Origin of the sequence: Paenibacillus hemerocallicola (assembly GCF_006265175.1) — a bacterium.
Taxonomy (GTDB): domain Bacteria; phylum Bacillota; class Bacilli; order Paenibacillales; family NBRC-103111; genus Paenibacillus_AB; species Paenibacillus_AB hemerocallicola.
On record NZ_VDCQ01000002.1, the window covers coordinates 153288 to 175135 of the forward strand.

General features: G+C 55.1%; 16 protein-coding genes. 6 read left to right on the forward strand and 10 right to left on the reverse strand.

Annotated elements, in window-relative coordinates:
- Positions 1-7: 7 nt before the first annotated feature.
- From FE784_RS02250 to FE784_RS02270, 5 genes are all read right to left on the reverse strand, one after another.
- Positions 8-823: a carbohydrate ABC transporter permease gene (locus FE784_RS02250; RefSeq protein WP_139600488.1), complete on the reverse strand. Its 816-nt coding sequence runs from the start codon at positions 821-823 to the stop codon at positions 8-10.
- Positions 820-1701, reverse strand: coding sequence for a carbohydrate ABC transporter permease (locus FE784_RS02255; protein WP_139600489.1), 882 nt, complete (start codon positions 1699-1701; stop codon positions 820-822). The genes FE784_RS02250 and FE784_RS02255 overlap by 4 nt, the downstream gene beginning before the upstream one ends.
- 96 nt (positions 1702-1797) lie before the next feature.
- Positions 1798-3141, reverse strand: coding sequence for an ABC transporter substrate-binding protein (locus tag FE784_RS02260; RefSeq protein WP_139600490.1), 1344 nt, complete (start codon positions 3139-3141; stop codon positions 1798-1800).
- 166 nt (positions 3142-3307) lie between these two features.
- The gene (locus FE784_RS02265) at positions 3308-4261 is read right to left on the reverse strand and encodes a dihydrodipicolinate synthase family protein (protein WP_139600587.1); all 954 of its coding nucleotides are present in this window, start codon (positions 4259-4261) and stop codon (positions 3308-3310) included.
- Between the two features lie 216 nt (positions 4262-4477).
- A complete protein-coding gene (locus tag FE784_RS02270) occupies positions 4478-5230 on the reverse strand; it encodes an IclR family transcriptional regulator (RefSeq protein ID WP_139600588.1) in 753 nt (250 codons plus the stop codon).
- A 221-nt stretch (positions 5231-5451) separates the two neighbouring features.
- On the opposite strand from FE784_RS02270, the gene FE784_RS02275 reads away from it, so the two are divergent.
- Positions 5452-6915 (forward strand): hypothetical protein, encoded by a 1464-nt coding sequence (locus tag FE784_RS02275; protein ID WP_139600491.1) that lies wholly within the window; start codon positions 5452-5454, stop codon positions 6913-6915.
- Positions 6916-6986: 71 nt separating this feature from the next.
- Here FE784_RS02275 and FE784_RS02280 read toward each other — a convergent pair whose 3' ends face one another.
- On the reverse strand, positions 6987-8492 hold the full coding sequence (locus FE784_RS02280; RefSeq protein WP_139600492.1) for a sulfatase family protein: 1506 nt from the start codon (positions 8490-8492) through the stop codon (positions 6987-6989).
- 130 nt (positions 8493-8622) lie between these two features.
- Here FE784_RS02280 and FE784_RS02285 point away from each other — a divergent pair, with 130 nt between their 5' ends.
- Entirely contained in the window at positions 8623-9486 is an 864-nt protein-coding gene (locus FE784_RS02285) for an AraC family transcriptional regulator (RefSeq protein ID WP_139600493.1), read from the forward strand.
- 214 nt (positions 9487-9700) lie between these two features.
- On the opposite strand, the gene FE784_RS02290 is transcribed toward FE784_RS02285, so the two are convergent.
- The gene (locus FE784_RS02290; protein WP_139600494.1) at positions 9701-10819 is read right to left on the reverse strand and encodes a response regulator; all 1119 of its coding nucleotides are present in this window, start codon (positions 10817-10819) and stop codon (positions 9701-9703) included.
- Positions 10812-13907, reverse strand: a complete 3096-nt coding sequence (locus tag FE784_RS02295) for an ATP-binding protein (RefSeq protein WP_176705904.1) — start codon at positions 13905-13907, stop codon at positions 10812-10814. Before FE784_RS02295 ends, FE784_RS02290 begins: the two co-directional genes overlap by 8 nt.
- A 338-nt stretch (positions 13908-14245) precedes the next feature.
- On the opposite strand from FE784_RS02295, the gene FE784_RS02300 reads away from it, so the two are divergent.
- From FE784_RS02300 to FE784_RS02315, 4 genes are read left to right on the forward strand one after another with little or no spacing between them, the layout of a single operon-like run.
- Entirely contained in the window at positions 14246-15274 is a 1029-nt protein-coding gene (locus FE784_RS02300; RefSeq protein ID WP_139600496.1) for an HD domain-containing phosphohydrolase, read from the forward strand.
- Positions 15275-15284: 10 nt separating this feature from the next.
- A complete protein-coding gene (locus tag FE784_RS02305) occupies positions 15285-15830 on the forward strand; it encodes a heme NO-binding domain-containing protein (RefSeq protein ID WP_139600497.1) in 546 nt (181 codons plus the stop codon).
- Between the two features lie 6 nt (positions 15831-15836).
- Positions 15837-17528 carry a hybrid sensor histidine kinase/response regulator gene (locus FE784_RS02310; RefSeq protein WP_139600498.1) on the forward strand — a complete coding sequence of 564 codons (1692 nt, stop codon included), beginning with the start codon at positions 15837-15839 and terminating at the stop codon, positions 17526-17528.
- 18 nt (positions 17529-17546) lie between these two features.
- Positions 17547-17924: a response regulator gene (locus FE784_RS02315; protein ID WP_139600499.1), complete on the forward strand. Its 378-nt coding sequence runs from the start codon at positions 17547-17549 to the stop codon at positions 17922-17924.
- A 52-nt stretch (positions 17925-17976) separates the two neighbouring features.
- Here the strand turns inward: FE784_RS02315 and FE784_RS02320 are convergent, their stop codons facing one another.
- Both FE784_RS02320 and FE784_RS02325 read right to left on the reverse strand, forming a co-directional pair.
- Positions 17977-19926, reverse strand: coding sequence for an alpha-amylase family protein (locus FE784_RS02320; RefSeq protein ID WP_139600500.1), 1950 nt, complete (start codon positions 19924-19926; stop codon positions 17977-17979).
- Positions 19927-20164: 238 nt separating this feature from the next.
- Entirely contained in the window at positions 20165-21847 is a 1683-nt protein-coding gene (locus FE784_RS02325; RefSeq protein ID WP_176705905.1) for a MutS-related protein, read from the reverse strand.
- Position 21848 lies beyond the last annotated feature (1 nt).

The window sequence follows — 21848 nt, forward strand, 5'->3', positions numbered from 1 at the left end:
GCCTTGATCAGCCTTTAACCGCGCCGGCGGCCAAGCCGCTGACGACATACCGCTGGGCCAGCAGCGCGATGATCAGCACCGGCAGCGTAATGATGCAGGCGGCGGCCATCAGGGCGCCCCAGTTGATTTCGGAGTAGGACATGAAGTTGAATACGGCGATCGGCAGCGTCTTCGTCTTGTCCCCGGCCAAAATGATCGAGAACATGAAATTGTTCCAGGAGAAAATGAACGAAAGCAGCGACGACGTAATGACACCCGGGCCGGATATCGGCATAATGATGCGCAGAAACACCTGATGGTGATTGCAGCCGTCGATCAGGCCCGCTTCCTCGATTTCCGTAGGCAGTGCCTCGAAGAAGGAGATCATGATCCATATAATAAACGGAAGACCGACCAGCATATGGCTCAAGATGAGCGCAGTATAGGTGTCGACCAAATTGATTTTCGAGAACAAAATGAACCACGGAATCAAAAACGTTATCCCCGGAATAATCCGTGCGACCAAAATGACGAGCCCGAGCTTCTGCAGATGGTGTCTGGCGATCGCATAAGCGGCCGGCAGTCCCAGAATAAGCGACAGCACCGTCGAGCCTACGGCCACGACAAGGCTGTTCACGATAAACTTCATGAAATCGTATTCCCGGAATACGCTCGAATAGTTTTTCGCCGTCGGTTTGAAAAACAGGAAATTTTCCGTAGACATAATTTGCGCTTGCGTCTTGAACGATGCGATCAGCATCCACAGGAACGGAAACGCGAAAACGAACAGCACGAGGAGCGTCAACAAGCCGAGCACGATAGTAAGCGTTTTGTTCTTCTTCATGACGCCACCTCCAATCGTTTCCGCATCCAAATCATAAACAGTGTCAGCCCCATGACGAGCAGGAAAAACAGGACGAGCAGCGACGAGGCCATACCGAGCTTGAAGTATTGAAACCCGAGTACATAACCGTACAAATTAAGCGTCTCCGAAGCGAAATTCGGTCCGCCCTGAGTCGTAGCATAAATGATATCGAACGTTTTCAGCACGTCGATCAGCCTCAGCATGGCCGCTACGAGAATGGTCGGCCTTAGCAGCGGCAGCGTAATGTTGGTGAATTTCTGCCAGCCGTTTGCTCCGTCGACGTCGGCCGCCTCGTAAGGATCGCTCGGCAGCGTAGAGATGCCCGCCATCACGATCAGCGAGATCATCGGCGTCCACTCCCAGACGTCCACGATTATGAGAGACGGAATGACTTGGCTCGTCGAGGCCAGCCACAGCAGCGGCTCGAACCCGAGCGATTTCAGCATCATGTTGGCCACGCCGATCGTCGGCTCGTAGATGAGCATCCACACTAGCCCCATCGCGACCGGAGTCGCCACCATCGGCAGCAGGAACACCGTCTTCACGATATTTTTGCCGCGGAATTGGCGCGCCAGCAATACGGCGATGGCCACGCCCAGCACGACTTCGGCCGCAAGCGCCACGAAAGTGAAATAAAACGTCGCACCGACCGCATGCCAGAACCGTCCGTCATGCAGAAGCGCAATATAGTTGTCCAAGCCGACCCATTTCGGCGGCGTCGTGGCGGACATGCTCCATTCGAAGAAGCTGATCCTCACCGTGTAGATGATCGGGAACAGCATCATGATCAGCACGAACAGCACTGCGGGGAGCGTATAAATCCATTTCAAATTTCGATCGAACCAGCTAAATTGCATCGAAGTTCTCACCCTCTTCTGTCGAAACGTTTGGAGGATGATGAAAAAGGGCCATCGCATGACCCTCCCCATCATCGTTCTTGTTAAGCTTTATTTTTATTTGGTTTTGTCTTTGTCCACAATCGTCTGGAGCGCGGCGTTCGCTTTATTGGCGGTATCCTGGATGTTCGTCTGGCCGGCCATCACCTGCTGGACGATTTCCCCTACGGCATCCCGTGCTTCGCCGACGCTGATTACGACAGGACGGTCGTGGTCGACGCCCACTTTGGCGCTTTCCTTAATGATCGGAACGAGCTCGGCCGGGAAGCCGGTCGTGCCTTCCGCCTTGTCCCAAATCGATGCGCGCGCTCCCGGATTGCCGGCTTGCTGCGTTTTCAATACGACATCCTTGCTCGACGCCCACTTGATGAATTCCCAAGCGGCATCCTTGTTGGCCGACTTCGCGTTCATCGAGAGCCCCCACGAGGTGATGCTATACGGCTTCGATCCGGCTTTGCCTCCCGGGAACATGGCGAATCCGACCTGATCGGCTACCTTGGATTTTTCTTTGTCGGTCACGTTGCCGTACAGCGAGTTGGCATCGGTCATGAAAGCGATTTTGCCTTGAGCGAAAATACCGAACGCCTGCGGCCAAGACATGTTGAGCACCCCCGGAGGGCCGAAATCGCGCAGCAGCGTGCCGTAAGTCGTAAACGCTTTGACCGCTTCCGGCGTATTGATCGTCGCCTTGTCGCCATTCATGAAGTCCGCTCCTTCCGAATACAGGAAGGACGATACTTGCGTTACGAGCGGCGAACGCTGTCCGCGCGCTACGAAGCCGTACATTTCCTTGGACGGGTCATGCAGCTTTTTCACGGCGGCCATCAGCTCGTCCATCGTCTTCGGCACTTCAAGGCCGGCGTTTTTCAGCAAGTCTTTGCGGTAATACAATATTTCCTGCTCCGTAATGATCGGAATGCCTGCCAGCTTGCCGTCAACGGTCACGGAGCCGATCGCCGATTTGGAGAAATCGTTGAAATCGTAGCTCGCGTCTTTTTGCGGATACTCGTCCAGCGGATTTACCCAACCGTTCTTATAGAACAGCTTGCCCTCCTGCAGCGGGCGATACATGAACACGTCGGGCGTAGCGGAGCCGGCCGTGAACTGTACGGTAAGCTTCTGGGTAAGCTGATCCTCGAAGAAGCTTTGCACGTTTACCTTCATGCCGGTAGCCGCTTCGAACTCCGGCAGCAACGGCTTGATCGCGTCGCCCCACGGATGGTTGGCCGTAACGAGCGTAATGCTCTTGCCCTCGAACGGCTTCGCTCCCGCTCCCGCGCCGCCTCCTTGCGTCCCGTCTCCGGCGTTGTTTTTGGCGCCGCCCGCACAACCGGTAACCATGGCCGTCGTCAATATAACGGCAATGCCGGTACCCATCCAACGTTTGCTTGTATGTTTCATCTTGACCCTCCAGTAGTGGAATAATGGACCCACATTCAGATTACCCGAACTTATTTTCTCAATATATAACGAATACTAAACATCGATAACAACACTTTAAGGATTTGGAAAAAACAAAAAGAAGCCCGAAGCGGGCTTCCGTTTGCGTTATCCGTCATGCATAGTATTATTTCAGTCCTGCCGTGACCTCGCCCGCTTCGCTGCTCACCAGCAAAGTACGTACGACATTCGTTAACAGTTCGAGCTGTCCGACTTCGATTTTGTGGTTTGCCTTCAGCCCGGCGTCGTCTTTGACGCGAGTTGCGGTCGTAATCGGCAAGCCCAGCTGCTGCAAATGGTATTTGGCATTGACCGGGTAGTACTGCAGCTCGATCAGCGATGCCACTCCCAAATAAGCTTGCAGCTGTTCGGCGGCCGTCTCGTCTTCCTTCCACCGTTCGGTAAGCCGCACGTACAGGTCGGGATGAAAGTTGGCCATGACGCCGCTAAATCCGGCCGCGCCAAGCTTAAGCGAAGCGAGCAGGCTGGAGGAATTGGCGTTGAACAGCTTCAGCGCACTCCCGGCAACCGCATCGATTTTCGCTTTCATTTGCTGCAGGTCGCAGCACGTGTCCTTCAGGAACCAAAATCTTCCCGTATCCGCGCACCATTTGAGCAATTCCGGAGAAAGCAGCCTTTTGTACGGATACGGGCATTCGTAAATGCCGAGCGGCACGTCCGGAATCGCCTCCAGCAGCTTGCTTGCGGCGGTTTTCCATACTTCATCGCCTTCGTCCTCCTTGGCCAGCCGGTTGCTGATCAAGACGACCGCATCCACTCCGGTAGCGGCGATTTGCCGCAATTCGGCGACCTGATCCTCGAATGCGTCGGATACATGGCCCGAAGCGATCACCTGAACGCGCCCCGCCGCCTGACGCTTGACGAAACGGGCGATCTCCACTCGTTCCTCCAAGGACAGCTTGAACATCTCGCTCGACTGGCATACGGCGAACAAGCCGTGAACGCCCATACCGATATACCATTCCACCAATTGCTCCAATGCCGCGTAATCGACTTCGCCCGACGAAGTAAATGGAGTAATCATCGTCGGCCAAACGCCGTTTTGAATCGAATGGCTCATTTTCGTTCCCCGTTTCCCGATCATGATTGCGTGTTCTGCGCATCGCGCGAGTTCTTAATTACAGAACAACGTTCTAGTAATCTACCAAAAAAATATGCAACATATGTTCTTGGTTGGAGAACATTGTTCCATATCTATCACATTTATTTTATTACATCGTTCAAACGATTACAACACTTTTTTAATGTTTAACTCCCGATACGGCAGGCCGCCGGGTTATACTTTTCCTTCGATCGACTGGACGATTCCCGTAAGCTTCAAGGCATAGTCCCGGATCTTGTCTTCATCGAACCGCAACGACGGACCCGATACGCTAATGCCTGCTACAACCTGCTTCTTTTGGTTCAGAATCGGCATGCCGACGCACTTGATTCCGTATTCGTGCTCCATATTGTCGATCGAATAGCCCCGGGAGCGGATAGCCGCCAGCTCCGCAAGCAGCGCCTCCGGCTCCGCAATCGTCTGGTCGGTATATTTCTTCAATCCTTTGGCGCATACCGCACCGGCCGTCTCGGCGGGCATAAAGGCCATCATCGCTTTGCCGATGCCGGTACAATACAACGGCGCTTTGACGCCGAGCATCGATCTCGTCGAGAGTTGATTTTTCGGAGAGGAGGAATCGAGATAGATGACTTCGCTTTCGCTAGGCATGCCAAGATATACGGTCTCGTTCGAATAATCCGCAAGCTCCTGCATATACGGCAGCATCGTTCTGCGTATGTTCATATTGCTCGAGATGACGTTCCCGAGCTCCAATATTTTGATCCCGAGCCGGTACTTCTCGTTCTCCGGATTTTGCTCCAGGTACCCCGCCTTCACGAACGTATCGACGATGTTATGCACGTTGCTCTTATAGAGCCCGAGATGCTCGCTGATCTCGGTAATTCCGAGCTCCGGACTTTGGACGGTAAAGCAATCCATAATGCGCAGCGCTTTATATAAAGATTTTACTTTGATTTCTTCGGCCATCATACCAACCTCTTCGCCATAGTTTGGAAACCGGGAAACGCCGTTCCTTATACGGATACTCCGTTCTGACTTCCCTTCTAGTATCTTAACGCATTTCCGGTCGTTCCGCAAAAAAAAGTATTGCTTCCTGTTCAACCATCCCTTATTCTGGGATTAGATATTCTGAACAACGTTCTTTATTGAGGAACAAATAACGGAATTTGGAAGGGAGTATGTTACTTTTGGAACAAGCGATTCGAACGGCATGGAATCAGAACGACCCCCGACAATTGTATACGGTGGCAAACGAGGGCAGCGATTACGGCTCGCTGCATGTCATCCGCCTCGCTCCCGGCGACGGAAGCTTGACGATCGATTGGAAAGACTTCGACGACGCACAGGCGAAGACATCGACGTACGTACTCGAATACAGGCTGCGCAATGAGCCGGATTCGGCACAGCGAGTGTCGTTAAGCGCTTCCTTCGGGAGCACGACGATATCCGGTCTCGTTAACGGCGCGGATTACGAGGTATTCGTGGAAGGTCGCGACCCGCAATCTGGCACGGAGCCGTCGGTCAGCCCGACCCGATTGTTTCGTCCCGGTTCCGTACCGGGGACGGTTATCAATTATATCCATCCCGAAGACTATACGTTCGGCTTCTCCGGCCGTTCGCCCGCAAGTCCGTCGATCGTCCGTCTTCCCGACGGGAATTTGCTTGCCTCCCACGACATTTACTGGGGCTTGGCCGGGCAAAATACGAGCGTCGTGCTTCGCTCGCGCGACGAAGGAGTTACGTGGGAATACGTGACGTTCCTGTATCCGTGCTTCTGGGGCAAGCTGTTCTTGCACCGCGACCGGCTGTATATGATCGCGACCGGCACCGAGTACGGCGCCCTTCTGATCGGCCGTTCGGACGACGGAGGCGAAACATGGAGCGAGCCGTCCGTCCTGATCGAAGCCGGCAGCCGCGAGAAAGGCGGTCCTCACAAGGCGCCTATGCCGGTTATCGAGTACAAGGGTAGGCTGTGGACCGGCATCGACTACGGGTCTTGGTCGACGGGCTCCCATGCCTCCGGTCTCGTATCCGTACCGGCCGATGCCGACCTGTTGGATTCGGCGAGCTGGACGATCATGCCGTTCCTCCCTTACGACCCGAATTGGCCTGGAGCGGTCGTAGGCGACAACAAAGCGGGGCTGCTCGAAGGAAACGCGGTAGTCAAGCCTGACGGGACGCTCGTCAACTTGCTCCGCTACCAGACGAACGGTTGTACGCCGAGCTTCGGGCGGGCCATTATGCTTGCAGCCGACACGGACCGGCCGGCCGAGCCTCTCGTATTTCATAAGGTCATCGACTTCTACGGCAATTTGTCCAAGTTTACCGTGTATCACGATCCGGTCTCGGCCAAATACTGGTCGCTCGTCAACCGGGTCAAGGGGCCGAACAACGGACAACGAAACATTTTGACTCTCGTCAATTCGGACGATTTGGAAAATTGGCATATCGTCAAGGACATTCTCAACTATGACGACAATGGGTGGCCGGAAGATTCCAAGAAGGTCGGCTTCCAATACGTCGATTGGATTTTCAGCGGCGACGACATTTATGTAGCTTCCAGAACGGCTATCAACGGCGCTCACAATTTCCATAACGCCAACTATTTGACCTTTCACCGGGTCGACGATTTCCGGACACTGTCGCAATAAAGTCCCGATTGCAAAAAGCCCCGTTCTCCCTTTACCCGGGAAAACGGGGCCGCTTTTGTTCACAAAGCTCGTCAGGCATGGGAGATGCGCGGCATCGGCATCGATTCTTTGCCGAGCTCGGCCCATATATATTTCAGCAGCAGCTCCGATTTCAACGAAGCGTAATCCGATTCGTTCCACAAATTGCGGATTTCCCCGGGATCCTGCCGGAGATCGAACAGCTCGCCGTATGTCTGGTTGTAGTATACGGTAATTTTGTATCGCTCGCCTACATACGTTTTCTGGTGTATCGTCGTCGGCTCGTGACGGAATTCGCATAGGGCGTGATCGCGCGCCCGCTCTTCGGCACCTTGCCAAACCGCACTCTGGTCGACACCCGTCATGGCGCAAGGCACCTCGATGCCGGCAAGGCTCAAGAAGGTCGGGGCCAAATCGACAAGCGATTGAATCGCACCCGATCGTCTCCCGGCCGGGACATATCCCGGATAGCGGACGATAAAGGGCAGCTTGATCAAATCCTCGTAGTGGAATCCGCCCTTGTATTGCAGCCCGTGCTGCCCGTAGAAATGTCCGTGGTCGGTCGTAAATACGACGACCGTATTATCCGCCAAGCCGAGCTCCTCGAGCTTATCGAGTATGCTGCCGATATACTTGTCCATCAGGCTGACCATCGCATAGTACGTCGCGACAAGCTTCTTCCGCTCGTCCTCAGGCAGCAGATGCGACCGGTAGCCGTGAGTCCCGAAGCCACTTTCCTTCAGATGAGTAAAGTCCGGCTTCTCCAGCTGCGTCAGCCCGAAGTGGGGAGGATTGCGGTCATGCTCGCCCGGCGTAACGGACGGAATCGTCAGACTGTCGGGATCGTACATCGTATCCCACGGCTCCGGCACAAGATAGTCGGGATGCGGATCGAAGAAGCTGGACCAGAGGAAAAACGGCTCGTCGCTCCGCTTATACTGCTCCAACAAGGTGTTGGAACGTTCCGCGATCCACGTATTGTAGTGATACTTCTCCGGAATGGCCCATTTGTGAAGCGTCGGCTTCATCGTGCCCGTAGGCGGCAAGAAGTACTCTCTCCAGTTCGAGCAGCCCTTCTCCTCCATCCAGATCGCGTAATGCTGTCCTACGAGAAATTCGTTCGTATGGTTCCGAGCCAGCTCCACGTGATCGAAGCCGTAGAACGGTCCGTTAAACTTCCGCCAATACTCCAAATCCTGCAAAATACCGATCGATTCCAGCGATGAATAGGTTTCCGTCGCCCGGGTCGGTTGAAAATGCGCCTTGCCTACGAGAGCGGTTTTGTAGCCGCCTGCGCGGAAATCTTCGCCGACGGTATGCCGGTCCTCCAGCAATTTCGTTCCGAGCGTCCAGGCGCCATGCTGGCTCGGGTACATCCCCGTTATAATCGATGCGCGAGTCGGCGTACAGGTCGGATTCGGACAGTAAGCCCGCGTGAAGGTCGTTCCTTCGTCGGCCAGCCGATCCAGATTCGGCGTCTTCAGCTCGGGATTGCCCGCCCCCAGCGTATTCCAATGCTGCTGATCGCTCGTAATGAGCAAAATGTTAGGTCGTTTCAACTACAGTCAGCTCCTCCCGACATTGTATGTCCATATCCGCCAGTCATAACTCCAATGTAGCTTGCATCCGACCTGAAGGAAATACCATAATGTATTTATCAAAATGTAGGGTCGGGAGAGTCGAACGGATATGCGGGAGTATGCCACCGAATACGCGGATTACTGGTTCAACGTTCCTTCCGGGTTCGAAAAATCCGGGGGCGTCTGGCTCGTAAGGGCCGGCAAAAATATAGCGAAGCCGAATTACGAGGTCGGACCGAAACAAATCGAATGCTTCGGCCTTCATTTTATTATCAACGGGTCCGCCCTCTTGGAATATAACGGAAACCCAGTATCTCTGCAAAAAGGCGATATATTTTGCTTGTATCCGCATATTTCGTGCAAGTACCGCACCGCCTCCGGCAAGCCGCCGCTGGAAATGGTCTGGCTGACGATGAGCGGCCCCCAGACGGAGGCCATGCTGGAAATGGCCGGCATTACGCGGCAACGGCCTTATCGGCATAATGGGATTAGCCGCCCTGTCGGAAAGGCGCTCGAGCAGACGGAATCGTTCATCGGAGGCAAGCCGGTCGGTAAATTGAAGCTGAATGCGTTCATTCACCACCTCTTCGCTTTGCTGGAAGCGGATGTTCCCGAGGAGGCGGAGTCCGGCAATTTCGCTGAAGGAGATTGGCTAGATTGGGCGGTACGATATTTGCGCCTGCATTACACGGAGCCGCTCCGGATCGAGCAGCTGGCCCAATTGGTCGGCGTCCACCGCACCCATTTCTCTCACGTTTTTGCCAAGACGATCGGCGTATCGCCTCAGAAGTTTTTGCTCCGGCTAAGAATGGATCGGGCGAATGAGCTGCTGCGCGATACGGAGCTTTCGATCGGAGAGATCGCCTTGTCCGTCGGCTATCCGGATCTGTACGCCTTCTCGCGGGCATATAAGACTCACACGGGGCACTCCCCGACCGATTACCGGTATCGAGCGGGAAATAATCGATATTGATTTGCGTCGCCGGCTTTAGACCCTTATCCCGACTCATCATAAGCCCGCTTTACAAATTTTTAACGTTGCCATATCGATTAACGAACCGATTTCCCGCACCCGGCGGTATCCGGATGGCATTTCGGTCGCGAGCAGCAAAAAAGCCCCCCGCGGCCGCTTCATCCCGAAAAGGCAAACGAAAGGGAGCTTCTCAAACCAATCGCGAGGCGCGCCCTCACTGCCCGAATTTCTCCATAAAGCTCCTGATCCGCGCGGAAGGCTGCATGCCCAATTCTTTATTCAATCGGTCCTTGAGCTCTTCATACAGCTTGCGGATCGCAGCGATGTCCCCCCTCCCCGCCAGCAGATGGAGCATCTCGTCGTAATACATTTCAGAGTAAGGCTCGAGCGCGATCAGCTTTCTCCAAATCGCTTCCTGATCCTCGTCGGTCGCCGCGCGCACGCTCCGTTCGAGCAGCCGCACATAGTCGGCCCGAAGCTGCAGGCGCAGCGGAACCGCCCAAGTGTAAGCCTCCGCTTCCAGCAGATCGCCCCGGTACAAAGCCAGCATATCTCCGATCGGTTCGTTGCCGGGCTTGCGCAACCGCATCATCAGCGTCTGGGCGTCGCTATGCACGCAGTCTGTCCGCATCACATACCTCTCGTCGGCGAACGAAATGGCGTTCGGAAAACCGAGCTTTTTCAGCAGGCTTCTCAAATGATACATCGTCGTATGAAATATTTGCTGCGCCCGCACCGCTTCGGTATCCGGCCACAGATCGGCCAAAATCCGGTGGCGATGCACCGGTTCGCCGTGGGTATGCCAAAGATAGGCGAACAGCTCCTTCACTTTTTTCGTGCGCCATGCCACCAAGCTATCCCCCGCGCCGAACAATTCCAAGCTGCCCAGAACGCGCAGGCGCAGCGGCGCAAGCACGGCCGAATCGTTCCGCTCGGCAGCCGGATGCTCGGCGGCATCGGCCCGGTGCGGCTCCTGCCGCTTCCCGTATCGCTCAAGCGCTTTGACCAGCCTCATTTTCGATAATGGCTTCAATAAGTAGTCCATCGCGTTGACGTCGAAGGCATCGACGGCATATTCGTGATAAGCGGTGACGAAAATGATTTGCACGGAAGGATGGATCGCCGCCAGCCTCTCAGCGGCATATAAACCGTTCATTCCCGGCATCTCGATGTCCAGAAAAACGAGATCCACGTCCGAAACCGCCATATGGTTCAAAGCGTCGGCTGCATGGAGAAATTTTCCCGAGACGGTAACGCCGCCTATTTCCGCAAGCAATATTTCGAGCAAATCGAGGGCAATCTCCTCGTCGTCAATCAAAACGGCATTAATCATGCGGTTCCTCCGGGAGCGTAAATTTGACGATCGTTCCTTTACCGATTTCGCTGGCGATTTCCAGCTTCCGCCCGTACAGCATTTGCAGCCTTCGGTTCACATTGCCGATACCGACCCCTTTGCCGGCTCCGGATTTCAGCATGGACAACGTGTCGGGGGTCATTCCCGCCCCATCGTCCTCCACGCTTATTTGAATGCAACCGTTTGCCCGCCGTACCGTAACATGGACGGTCCCCCCGGCCAGCTTCGGCCCGATACCGTGCCGGATCGCATTTTCCACGAGCGGCTGAATCGTAAGCGGGGGCAGGAGGAACGTATGCGTCTCATCCACATGCAGGCATACGCGCAGTCTGCTGCCGAAGCGCAACTGCTCGATGGCGGCATAAGCCTGCACCAGTTCGAGCTCCCGCTCGAGCAAAATCGATTGATCGTCGAACGTAAACGTGAATTTGGCTCTCAAATAAGTCGTCAGGTTAAGTAGCGTCTCTCTCAGCTTGTCGATGTCCTTATAGCTGAGTCCCATGATCGCATTCAGGCTGTTGTAGAGGAAATGGGGCGTAATTTGCGCTTGCAAATAGTCCAGCTCTTTGCGCGAAGCCCGTTCGACCGATTGCTTCATATAGAGAAGCGATTGCATTCTCGCTTTCAGCTCCGCCGGCTCGAACGGCTTCTGCAAAATATCGTTCGCCCCCGCCTGAAACGAAGCCACCATATCGCCGATCTGTCCGGAAGCGGTCAGCATCAGGACCGGCAGCTCCGCTACGCCATGGAGGACTCGGATTTCCCGGCACACTTCGATGCCCGACATATGCGGCATCATGACGTCCAACAGCACGATGTCCGGCAAAGGGGCATGCTTCAGCTTAGCCAGAGCTTCTTCTCCGCTGTGCACTGCTCTATACGCAAAGTTCATCGAGGATACGATATCGATCAGCACCTTCAAATTGGACAGCTCGTCGTCCACCAGCAGTACGGTCGCTTCGCCCCGCTTCCCGCTCTCGAGAGAGATCGCCATGGAAATACCCGCGACATCCGTCTGCGCCTGAAGAGCGGTAGAGGCGGACGCCGCTTGACCGCCTCCGGCGATTTGCAGCGTAAACGTGAAGCATGATCCTTCGCCTTCCTCGGATTTCAGCTCCAGCTCTCCCCCTTGCAGCTCGATGAGCTGCTTCGTAATGCTGAGTCCCAAACCGATGCCGCCGACTCGAGGTCCATCATCCGTCCCGTGCTGCTCATACGGTCGAAAAATGCGTTCCCGCTGCCCGGCCGGTATGCCCCTGCCCGTATCGGACACGGAAATGGCCAGCCGATCGCCGCGCCGATCGGCGAAAATGCGCACCGTTCCCCGATCGGTGAACTTCAAGGCGTTTTCCAGCAAATTGTGCAGCACCTGCCGCAGCCTGTTCTCATCCGCCCGCACGAGCGGAACGTCTTCCCCGAGCTCGCACGTTACGACGACCCGCTTGTTCGTATGAAAGACGAGAAGCATGTCCATGACGAAACGGACCGTCATCCGTACATCCACTGCCGTCATATTCATATGAAGCCGACCTTGCCTGATTTGGGACATGTCCAAAATGTCGTGAACGAGCCCGGCCAGTCTCCGGCCGACCGAATTCAGCAGCCATACGTTTTCGCGATGCTTCGGATCCAGCGCCGTCGATACGTCATCCAGCATCGTTTGCGACAAATTGACGATGCCGTGCAGTGGCGTCCTGAGCTCGTGAGACGTCTTGGCCAGAAACTCGTCCTTCAGCCGATCGTATGCGATCAACTGCCTGGACAGCCGTTCCTTCTCGAGAAATGCCTGCTGCAGCCTGAGAGACATCAGGAGCGCTTGCGAGAATACGAGCAGCAGCGGCGTCACCGCGACATAGACCGGAGCTTCGATGGCGAACAAATAACGGTACTGGCAGACGACGATATTGATGATCATAAAAAGCACGCCGAGCACGACATAGGACGTTCCCGGCGTCCCTTTGCTCCGGCTGCTTATAAGGGCGTACACGATCTGCAGGAAAATCGCCGTCTGCATGAACATGCTCGGCAGCAAACCGTACGATAGGACGGAATTGGGGACAAGCACGATCAACGCCATATAAACGTATAAAATACGGCGCAGCCATCGGTGCGCGGCACGCTCCTCCTCGCCGATGCAGCGGTATACGTACAAACTGAAAAAAAACGAAGCGAGGATCGACCATAAATACAACATTTTTTGCAGCCATTCGAAAGGAAACGCCGGAAACAGCATCACCGCGACAATCTCGTTGTCGATCGTGAAATACAGACCGGTGAACAGGCAGAACAAGCTCAAATGCATCAAATACCGCTCTTGGCGCCATTGCCGGAACATCCCGGCGAAATACAAGCCGAACGTCAGCATGACCGTAATAAGGACCATATCGATCATCCGCGATTTGTCCCGGTTGTCCGCCACATCCGAGGCGAAGCCGAATTCGGGCGTCTGGACGAGACCTCCGTTCGAATACACGAAGTTCGCCACTTGGATAATAATGTCCACGGAGCCCGTCTCCAGCTTCTCCGTCCCGAGAAACGGCAAGTTGCTCGCGACGAAGCCGGATCCCGTCAACGCCGGCGTCCCGCTCCCCCCCTTATCGACCCCGTTCAAATAGATGCGGCTGGACAAGCGGATTTTTTTCGCCCGCAGGCTGTATACTTCGGGCTGCGCCAACCGAACGGTCAATCGGTACGTCCCGGCCCCGTAACCGTACGATCGACCTCCGGCTACGAAGCCGTTCCAGTTCCCGGGCACCCGAACGAGCTCGCGTCCCGCAGCCAGAGCCGGATCGTTCCGGAAATCGTCGGGACCAAGCAGCCGACCGTCGTAAAACTCCCATTCGCCGCGCAACGGGATCGCTCCCCGGTTCTGAAAATCCCAAGCAATCGCGTCCAGACTTCCACCGACCGCCTGGGGAAACTCGCGGGGAGGAAATAGCAGTTGGGCGGCGACGATCCCGTTCAGGAGCAAATAGGCGAAAATGCAGCAAAGCATCACAAGAAAACGTTTATTTTTCATCGCAATCCCAATCTGTACGTTATGCCGTATCCGTGATTCTTCTTCCATTATAAAACCACCCCCCGAAAAAAACCTCACATCCCGCACCCTATTTCCCATTATTTCGACAAGCCGTTCCGCAAGGGAAAAAAATGGGTTTCTGCCAACGGGCGAGAGCGGCGTAGCATGGCCAAGATTCGCGGATAAATCGCGTCTTTATGCCTATTTGACGGTTGTTGACACTAAGGAATCCAATAGGATAACCTAGCTAAAGACCATCACGATTAGGATGGGAGAACTATATCCTTATCGGGTCCGAACATACATAGAACGACACGAACAACCGACACAAGATCCGGTTCTATCCTCATACAAGCCGGAACCGGACCGTAAGGAGCCTTACTCATATGGAAGACGCATGGATACGCGGCGCCAAGTTTCTTATCGTGGACGACCAAGAATATAACGTGAGCCTTTTGGAGCGAATATTGATCCGGGCCGGATTTGAGAATTGGCGGTCGACGACGGACCCTCTGTTGATCGATTCCCTATACGACGAATCGGCTCCCGATATCGTCCTGCTGGATCTGCATATGCCCGAGATGGACGGCTTTACCGCACTCAAGCTGTTAAGAAGCAAAATTCCGGAGCAGCAATATTTGCCGATTCTCGTGCTGACCGCGGACGTCTCGAGCGAAGCCAAACAAAAAGCGCTGCTCGGCGGCGCAAACGACTTTCTGACGAAGCCGTTCGACAAGTCGGAGGTCGTCCTCCGCATCACCAATCTGCTTAAGACGCGCTACCTCCATTTGCAATTGCAAAACCATAATGCGCAGCTGGAAGACCGGGTAAAAGAAAGAACGAGCGAGCTGGAGAAGGCCAAATTCGAAATATTGGAGCTTCTCGGCCGGACGTCGGAATACAGGGACGACGTTACGGAGCAGCATACCCAGCGGGTAGGCCAATTGTCGGGCATGATCGCCCGGGAATTGGGGCTGCCTGCTAGCGAAGCCGAGCTGATCCGGCTCGCCTCCCCGCTTCACGATATCGGCAAAATCGGCATTCCCGATCGTATTTTGTTGAAGCCGGGCCGCTTTACCGAGGAAGAATTCGAGGAAATGAAAACCCACGCCGGCATCGGGGCGAGCATTCTGGACGGCAGTCTGTTTCCGGTGCTGCAGGTAGCCAAAGTGATTGCGCTTACCCATCACGAGCGTTGGGACGGACGCGGATATCCGAGCGGACTGAAGGGAAGCGACATTCCGCTTGCCGGCAGAATCGTCGCCATCGCCGATTTTTACGATGCTTTGACTCATCAGCGCCCTTACAAGCAGGCGTGGACAAAAGAAGAAACCGTTGAGGAAATCCGCAAGCAGCGGGGAGCCCACTTCGATCCGGAAATTGTGGACGCCTTTTTGAAAATTATAGAACGGTAGGTACCTGCTCATGAAAGGTATGGTATTCACGACATTTCTCGAAATGGTGGAAGAGAAGTTTTCCGTCGATATGGTCGACCATATGATCGAAACGAGCGATCTCCCGTCGGGCGGCAGCTATACCTCCGTCGGCACCTACGACCACGGGGAAATGATCCGGCTCGTCGTCAAGCTCAGCGAAAAGTCGGGGATACCGGTATCCGATCTCGTCCGGACGTTCGGCGAATATTTGTTCGGCCAATTGGTCGAGATGCATCCTCAGTTCATCGATGAGGCCGCAACGGCGTTCGAGCTGCTCCGGTCGGTAGACAAATATATCCATGTCGAAGTCCGGAAGCTGTATCCGGATGCGGAGCTTCCCGGCTTCGAATACGAGACTCCCGGACCGGATACGCTCATCCTGATCTATCGCTCCTCCCGCCCCTTCGCCGATTTGGCCGAAGGGCTGCTGATCGGCTGCGCCCGGCACTATGAGGAGAATATCGCGATTCTGCGCGAAGATTTGTCCGACGGACAAGGAACAGCCGCACGATTTACATTGACCAGAGAGAAGTGATAGCCGGTGAGCGATATCGAGGTGCTGCGCAGGCAGCTTGAACGCGAGAAGCGCGCCCGCAAGGAAGCGGAGAAAATCGCCGAGCAGAAGACGCGGGAAATATTCATTGCCAACCAGGAGCTCCAGAAGTTCAACGATTCGTTGGAGGAGCTCGTCAAAGAACGGACGGCCGAGCTGGCCAAGGCGCGCGACGAAGCAATCGAGGCCAGCCTGTTCAAGAGCCAATTTCTGGCCAATATGAGCCACGAGCTGCGTACGCCGCTCAATGCGATTATCGGATACAGCGAAATGCTGATCGAGGACGCCGAGGATTCGGGCGATACGGCGATCGCCGGCGATCTGGAGAAAATCAATACCGCCGGCAAGCATTTGCTGTCGCTCATAAACGATATACTCGATCTGTCCAAAATCGAAGCGGGCAAGATGGACATGTTCATCGAGCGCTGCGACTTGTCCGCTGTCGTTCACGACGTGCTTACGACCGTCCATCCGCTGCTGGTCAAAAACAATAATCGGCTCGAGGTCGATGCGGTCCCCGATATCGTCACGAATACCGACGTTACGAAGCTTAGGCAAATTTTGCTCAACCTGCTCAGCAACGCCAGTAAATTTACGACTAACGGCACGATCCGCGTAAGCGTATCCCGACAAATGAAAGGCGATCGCAGAGGGTTCCTGATCTCGGTCGCCGATACCGGTATCGGCATGACGTCCGAGCAGCTGGACAGCTTGTTTCAGGCGTTTACGCAGGGCGACTCCTCCACGACGCGCAAATACGGAGGAACCGGGCTCGGCTTGGCCATCAGTCAGCGGTTCTGCGAAATGATGGGCGGCAAAATATCGGTCGAGAGCGTATACGGCGAGGGCAGTACGTTCAACGTATGGCTGCCCAAGCAGACGGATCCGCTTGAAGACGTGCGGGAGCTGCATTCCCCCTCCTCCTTCGGCGAGGGAGGCTCTTGCAAACTGCTCGTCATCGATGACGACCAGGCCATCATCGATCTGATGAAATGGTACGCGGGCAAAGAGAAATGGTCAATCGCTACGGCTATGAACGGCAAGGAAGGATTGCGCCTTGCCAAGGAATGGCATCCCCACATGATTACGCTCGATGTGCTCATGCCAGGCATGGACGGATGGTCCGTGCTGACCGCGCTCAAAAACGATCCCGAGCTGGCGGATATTCCGGTCATGATGCTTTCGATGACGAACGACAAGTCGCTCGGTTATGCGCTCGGAGCCTCGGAATTTTTGACGAAACCGATTCAGCGCGAAAGGCTTGTTCCGGTGTTGTCCAAATATATGCCGGATCCGGAAGCCGGGTCCATTCTCGTCATCGAAGACGACGAAACGACCGGCGAGATGATGACGAAGCTGTTGGAGCGGGAAGGGTACACGGCCGGCAGCGCGGGAAACGGTCGCATCGCTCTGGAGAGACTGGAAATCTCCGCCCCCAAGCTCATCCTGCTCGACCTGATGATGCCGGAGATGGACGGCTTCGAGTTCGTCACCCGGCTGCGCAAGCACGAGAAATGGTCCTCGATCCCCGTCATCGTCGTGACGGCCAAGCATATTACCGAGGAAGACCGGCTGCGCCTGAACGGATATGTATCGAAAATTATCCAGAAGGGCGCGTTCAGCAAACAGGAACTGCTGCAGGAAATTAGTTCGTTGATATCGGGCTGCTCCTGCAAGTAAACGAACGAGGTAATTCCTATGCACAAAATATTGCTGGTAGAAGATAACGAAATGAATCGCGACATGTTGAGCCGCCGTCTCCTGCGCAAAGGCTATGAGGTGATGGAGGCGATCGATGGCCGGCAAGGTATCGAGATGGCGTCGCGCGAGCTTCCCGATCTCATCCTGATGGATATGAGTCTGCCCGAGATTGACGGCTGGGAAGCGACGCGGCAAATCAAGCGATCGCCCTCGACCGGGCATATCCCGGTCATCGCGCTGACGGCCCATGCGATGTCCGGCGACCGGGAGCGCGCCTTGAAGGCGGGCTGCGACGACTTTGACACGAAGCCCGTCGATTGGACGAGACTGCTCGGCAAAATGCAGCATTTGCTGGGCGGCAAATCGGAGTCTTAAACGAACAAAAGCGGACCTCCCGAATGGAGAGTCCGCTTCTTCGTTTTATAGGCTAGCGTTCGACGACTACCATCAGGTAGCCCGGAATTTCCGGCAGCCGGATGCGTGTATATCCGTCGACAATGTCGTAGTGAACCGGTCTTCGATCGGGAGCAGCATAGACGCTGCGCACTTGCTCTCCGCGAATGCTGACGACGCCGCCGTGCACGACATTATGCTCCTCGATAACATTGTATTTGCCTCGCAGCTCCGGATAGGTCGTCTTTACGTGCACGATGTCCATCTTGTCTTTATGAGTAACGGTAACCCTTGCTGTCGACGGGATTGCCTCGCACCGGATGAGAGGCGTCGGCAAAAGCTGCTCGAGGCAATGCTGCAGCAAATATTTATATTCCGGAAACGCATTCTCGCCATAGCCCAGAAACAGCCGGAAACCGATTTGCACGATCCGGCCGGAGCGCAAGACGGCCGGAGCGCCGGAGGCACGGGCGGGCGGCGTGTAGAAGTAGCCGTGGAAGCCGTCCCAATGCTTGTTCGAATACGCGTCATAGTCGGCGGCGACGGCGACGGCGCCCGGTTTTTCTTTCAGTACAATCCCCTGCTTGTATACGGCGTAAGTAAAATCAGGATCGAACCGCGTGGAGCTTTCCAGCATTTTGAAGTAAGAGGCATTGCGCGTGTCGGTACCTGCGTATTCCATATTCCAGTCGTCGAGCGCAAACTTCGTCCGCCCGGCGTCCAGTCCGGAGATGCCGGTGCTGATAATACCGCCGCCCGCGGCGAGGTGTTTTTCCAGCTTCTCCTTCAGCAGAGGCGTTATCGTAACTTCATCCGGTAAAATGATAACCCGGTACGACGAGAAATCGCTCCGCTCCTCGACGATATCGAAGGCATACTTCAATTCGCCGAGCATCCTGGCCGCCGCATACAGCACCTTTTGCCCTTTCGGAAACCTCGGATTGTTGGCGCCAAGGTCGCTTCCGGCCGGAAGCACGACCGCGACTTCGGCCGCGGCCCGAGCGTCGTCGGTCCATGGCTCATACCGCTCGATGTCCGCGTACACCTCGCCGATAAGCCTATAGACAGCCGGATCGAGCCCGTCGCGCGGATGCATATGATCGCCGACCGAGGTCGCAACCGCATTGCTGATCGCATCCCAGCAATCGTACTCCAGGGAAGCTTTGCTCTTCAGCCCTCCGAAATCTCCCCAGCTCGCATGAAACCTTCCCGTCATATACAGCACCTGCTTGCCGAGCGTGCGCGAGTAGGCGGCTTGAGCGGCGAAGTAATCATAGCCCCACGCCCCGGGCAGGCATTCGATCTCGATATGCGAGCCCAGTCCGTCGCAATGAATATGGCCCAGTCCGTTCGGCAGAAGCAGGATGTCGTCTCCGGTAATTTTTTTGACGTCCCAGCACAAATCGATAACCTTTTGTCTCGTCAGCGCCTCAACCGCATGGTCGTCCAACGGGTCTTTGCCGCAAGCCTGCAGCTCCTCCTGGCATTCGTTCCCGTAGCATGGATTCGTTACGAGACAATCGAGAAAGACGCCGTCTATCGGATACCGCTCCACCACTTCCCGGATCATCCCGAGCAAATAGTCCTTGTAGCCCGAATTCAAGCACATGAGGCGGAAAAAGTTGCCGGTGCGGTCGCCCCCTATCACTTGTCCTTCCTTATTGACGACCGTCCAGTCCCGGCGCCTTCTGGCCATCTCATGATCGATACCTACGTTGAAATAAGCGGCGACGCCAATGCCTTCCTTATGGCATTCCCCGACGATTTCCCCGAGCATGTCGCCCTTCATGTGCGGATACGGAATACCGATCTCGGTCGGGTAATAAGCGAAGCCCAGGTTGCATTTCGCGAATACGTTGACGAAATCGACTTTGGCGTCCTTCAACATACGGGCAAACCGCTTCGCATCGAAATGTTCGCCAAAATCGGTGACGTTCGGCATCGTGTGAAAGTCGAGATGGACGGCTCTTTTCAGCTTTCGCATGGGACGACCTCATTTCTTTTTAATTATATATAATTACTAATAATTTTATATAAAATATTATATATTATATTCAGGAAATGTCATTGTCTTTAAATCGTCTTTATATGGAAGGATTTAAACCATTAGAAAGCCGATTGAGAAACGCAGTCATGAAAATGCCGGATCAAAGCGGCAAAAAGACCGTTGAGCTCGCTCAACGGTCTTTTTGCTTTATGTCCTGTTCATATTCCTATTGAGGTTACTGCGCTTCGGACTCGTTACGGTTCCGTTTATGCAGGGAAACCATCAGGCTCTCGTATGTCAATCCGTACTTCTCGGCTATGTCCCGGGCATAGCTGTAGCCTGCCGGGCGGGAACGGCTTATTTTGTAGCTCCTTCTGCCTGTATCCGACTGCTCCGTCTCCAATTCGGCCGTCAAGCTGTCGATCCGTCCCGTATCCGTATCGGCACGTTTATTCAGCTCGTCGATGCTTCTCGCCAGGTCGTGCAAATGCGTCGAGAACAGGACGCGGCAGCCCGCCGTGGACAGCCCCAGAAGCACCTGCTCGGCAATATAGGTTGCCTCCGATGCGCTCGTGCCGGAGAACGTTTCATCCATCAGCAGCAGGCTGTGCTCGGTCAGCTTGTTGCAAATATGCATGAGCCGTTGGCATTCATCGCCGAACCTTCCGGTCGACTTGCGGTCGCTTTCATCCGGAAAATGAACGAATAGCTGGTCGACCGGGCTCATGACGGCGGAGAACGCCGGGACGAACAAGCCTAGTTGGAACATCAGCTGAGCAATCCCGACCGCTTGCACGAACACCGTTTTGCCGCCCTGGTTCGGCCCGGTCAAAATGTAGATCATTCCGTTCTCGTCGAATTTCAGCGGATTCAGCACGATGCGGTTGGGGGATCTTTCGTCCGAAGACTTCTGCTGGTCCAGTACGATTGCGGGGTTGTAGAGGCCGTTGATCTCGAACGCCTTGCGTTCTTTATGCTCGACTTGCGGCTTGCATACGGGGACCCCGGCATCCCTAAGCTTCTGGATCAGCGTCGCCCCGCCGAGAAGAAACCGGATCTCGTCCGCAAGCCTCACCAAAAACCGGGACTCGGCAATCGTATAAGCCCGGACGACCGGACGCCAGCTTCGGATCGACGACCGGAAAACCGAATTCAGCGAATGGTTGACGGCAGCCCGAAAGCCATTGGTCTGCTCGTGAGTCAACCCTTTGCCGACTACCTCAAGAGGCGCCAAACAGTTGTAACCGTCGTCGCTGAAATTCATCCTCAGCAGCTTGTCGATAATTTTGCCGGATTGAAATTTCGCGGTATGAACGGCGACGACGCCGGCCTCGTGCGGCCTGAACTGTTCGTCCAGATTCACCCCGACCGTAATGCTCTTGATGCTTCGGATGCTTGTGGATATTTTGCCGTATTCCGTTTTCAGAATGCGATACGATTCGCTCTCGTGAATCCGCTTCAGCTCCGATACAAGCTCTCGAAAGCCGGTCGACTGCAGCGACAAACTCTCTTTCCGGAAAAATTCGTACAGCCGGTCCACGAGACCGATATACAATTCGATCTCGGATATGCCCGTCAACAACGACGCCGTATCGTCCGCCGGCGCATGGTCCATTTGCTGCAGCTCCTTCATGTCCTCCAGGTCCGGCAGCAGCGTGCGGAGCAATTTGATCAACGGCTCGTTATTCAGCAAGTCCTCCAAGACGTCGAGCCTGTAAGCAATGACATCGAGATTGTCGGTTAAAAAAACGATCGGACTTTTCTGATTCGGCTTGAACCGGCCCGCATTGCGCATCGTGCCGAATAGCGATTCCGCGGCAAGGGCTGAAATGACGGACGGATCCGCCGCTACCGTACCGGATGATTCGCGCGGGGTCCCGGGCGGGTAAAGTAAGCTTAAGCTCGGTTCGGATGACAAG

Bases quoted from the DNA above. Each gene is read 5' to 3' on its own strand.
- FE784_RS02250 (WP_139600488.1), bottom strand. From the start codon at position 823: ATGAAGAAGAACAAAACGCTTACTATCGTGCTCGGCTTGTTGACGCTC.
- FE784_RS02255 (WP_139600489.1), bottom strand. From the start codon at position 1,701: ATGCAATTTAGCTGGTTCGATCGAAATTTGAAATGGATTTATACGCTC.
- FE784_RS02260 (WP_139600490.1), bottom strand. From the start codon at position 3,141: ATGAAACATACAAGCAAACGTTGGATGGGTACCGGCATTGCCGTTATA.
- FE784_RS02265 (WP_139600587.1), bottom strand. From the start codon at position 4,261: ATGAGCCATTCGATTCAAAACGGCGTTTGGCCGACGATGATTACTCCA.
- FE784_RS02270 (WP_139600588.1), bottom strand. From the start codon at position 5,230: ATGGCCGAAGAAATCAAAGTAAAATCTTTATATAAAGCGCTGCGCATT.
- FE784_RS02285 (WP_139600493.1), top strand. From the start codon at position 8,623: ATGCGGGAGTATGCCACCGAATACGCGGATTACTGGTTCAACGTTCCT.
- FE784_RS02290 (WP_139600494.1), bottom strand. From the start codon at position 10,819: ATGATTAATGCCGTTTTGATTGACGACGAGGAGATTGCCCTCGATTTG.
- FE784_RS02295 (WP_176705904.1), bottom strand. From the start codon at position 13,907: ATGGAAGAAGAATCACGGATACGGCATAACGTACAGATTGGGATTGCG.
- FE784_RS02300 (WP_139600496.1), top strand. From the start codon at position 14,246: ATGGAAGACGCATGGATACGCGGCGCCAAGTTTCTTATCGTGGACGAC.
- FE784_RS02305 (WP_139600497.1), top strand. From the start codon at position 15,285: ATGAAAGGTATGGTATTCACGACATTTCTCGAAATGGTGGAAGAGAAG.
- FE784_RS02315 (WP_139600499.1), top strand. From the start codon at position 17,547: ATGCACAAAATATTGCTGGTAGAAGATAACGAAATGAATCGCGACATG.
- FE784_RS02320 (WP_139600500.1), bottom strand. From the start codon at position 19,926: ATGCGAAAGCTGAAAAGAGCCGTCCATCTCGACTTTCACACGATGCCG.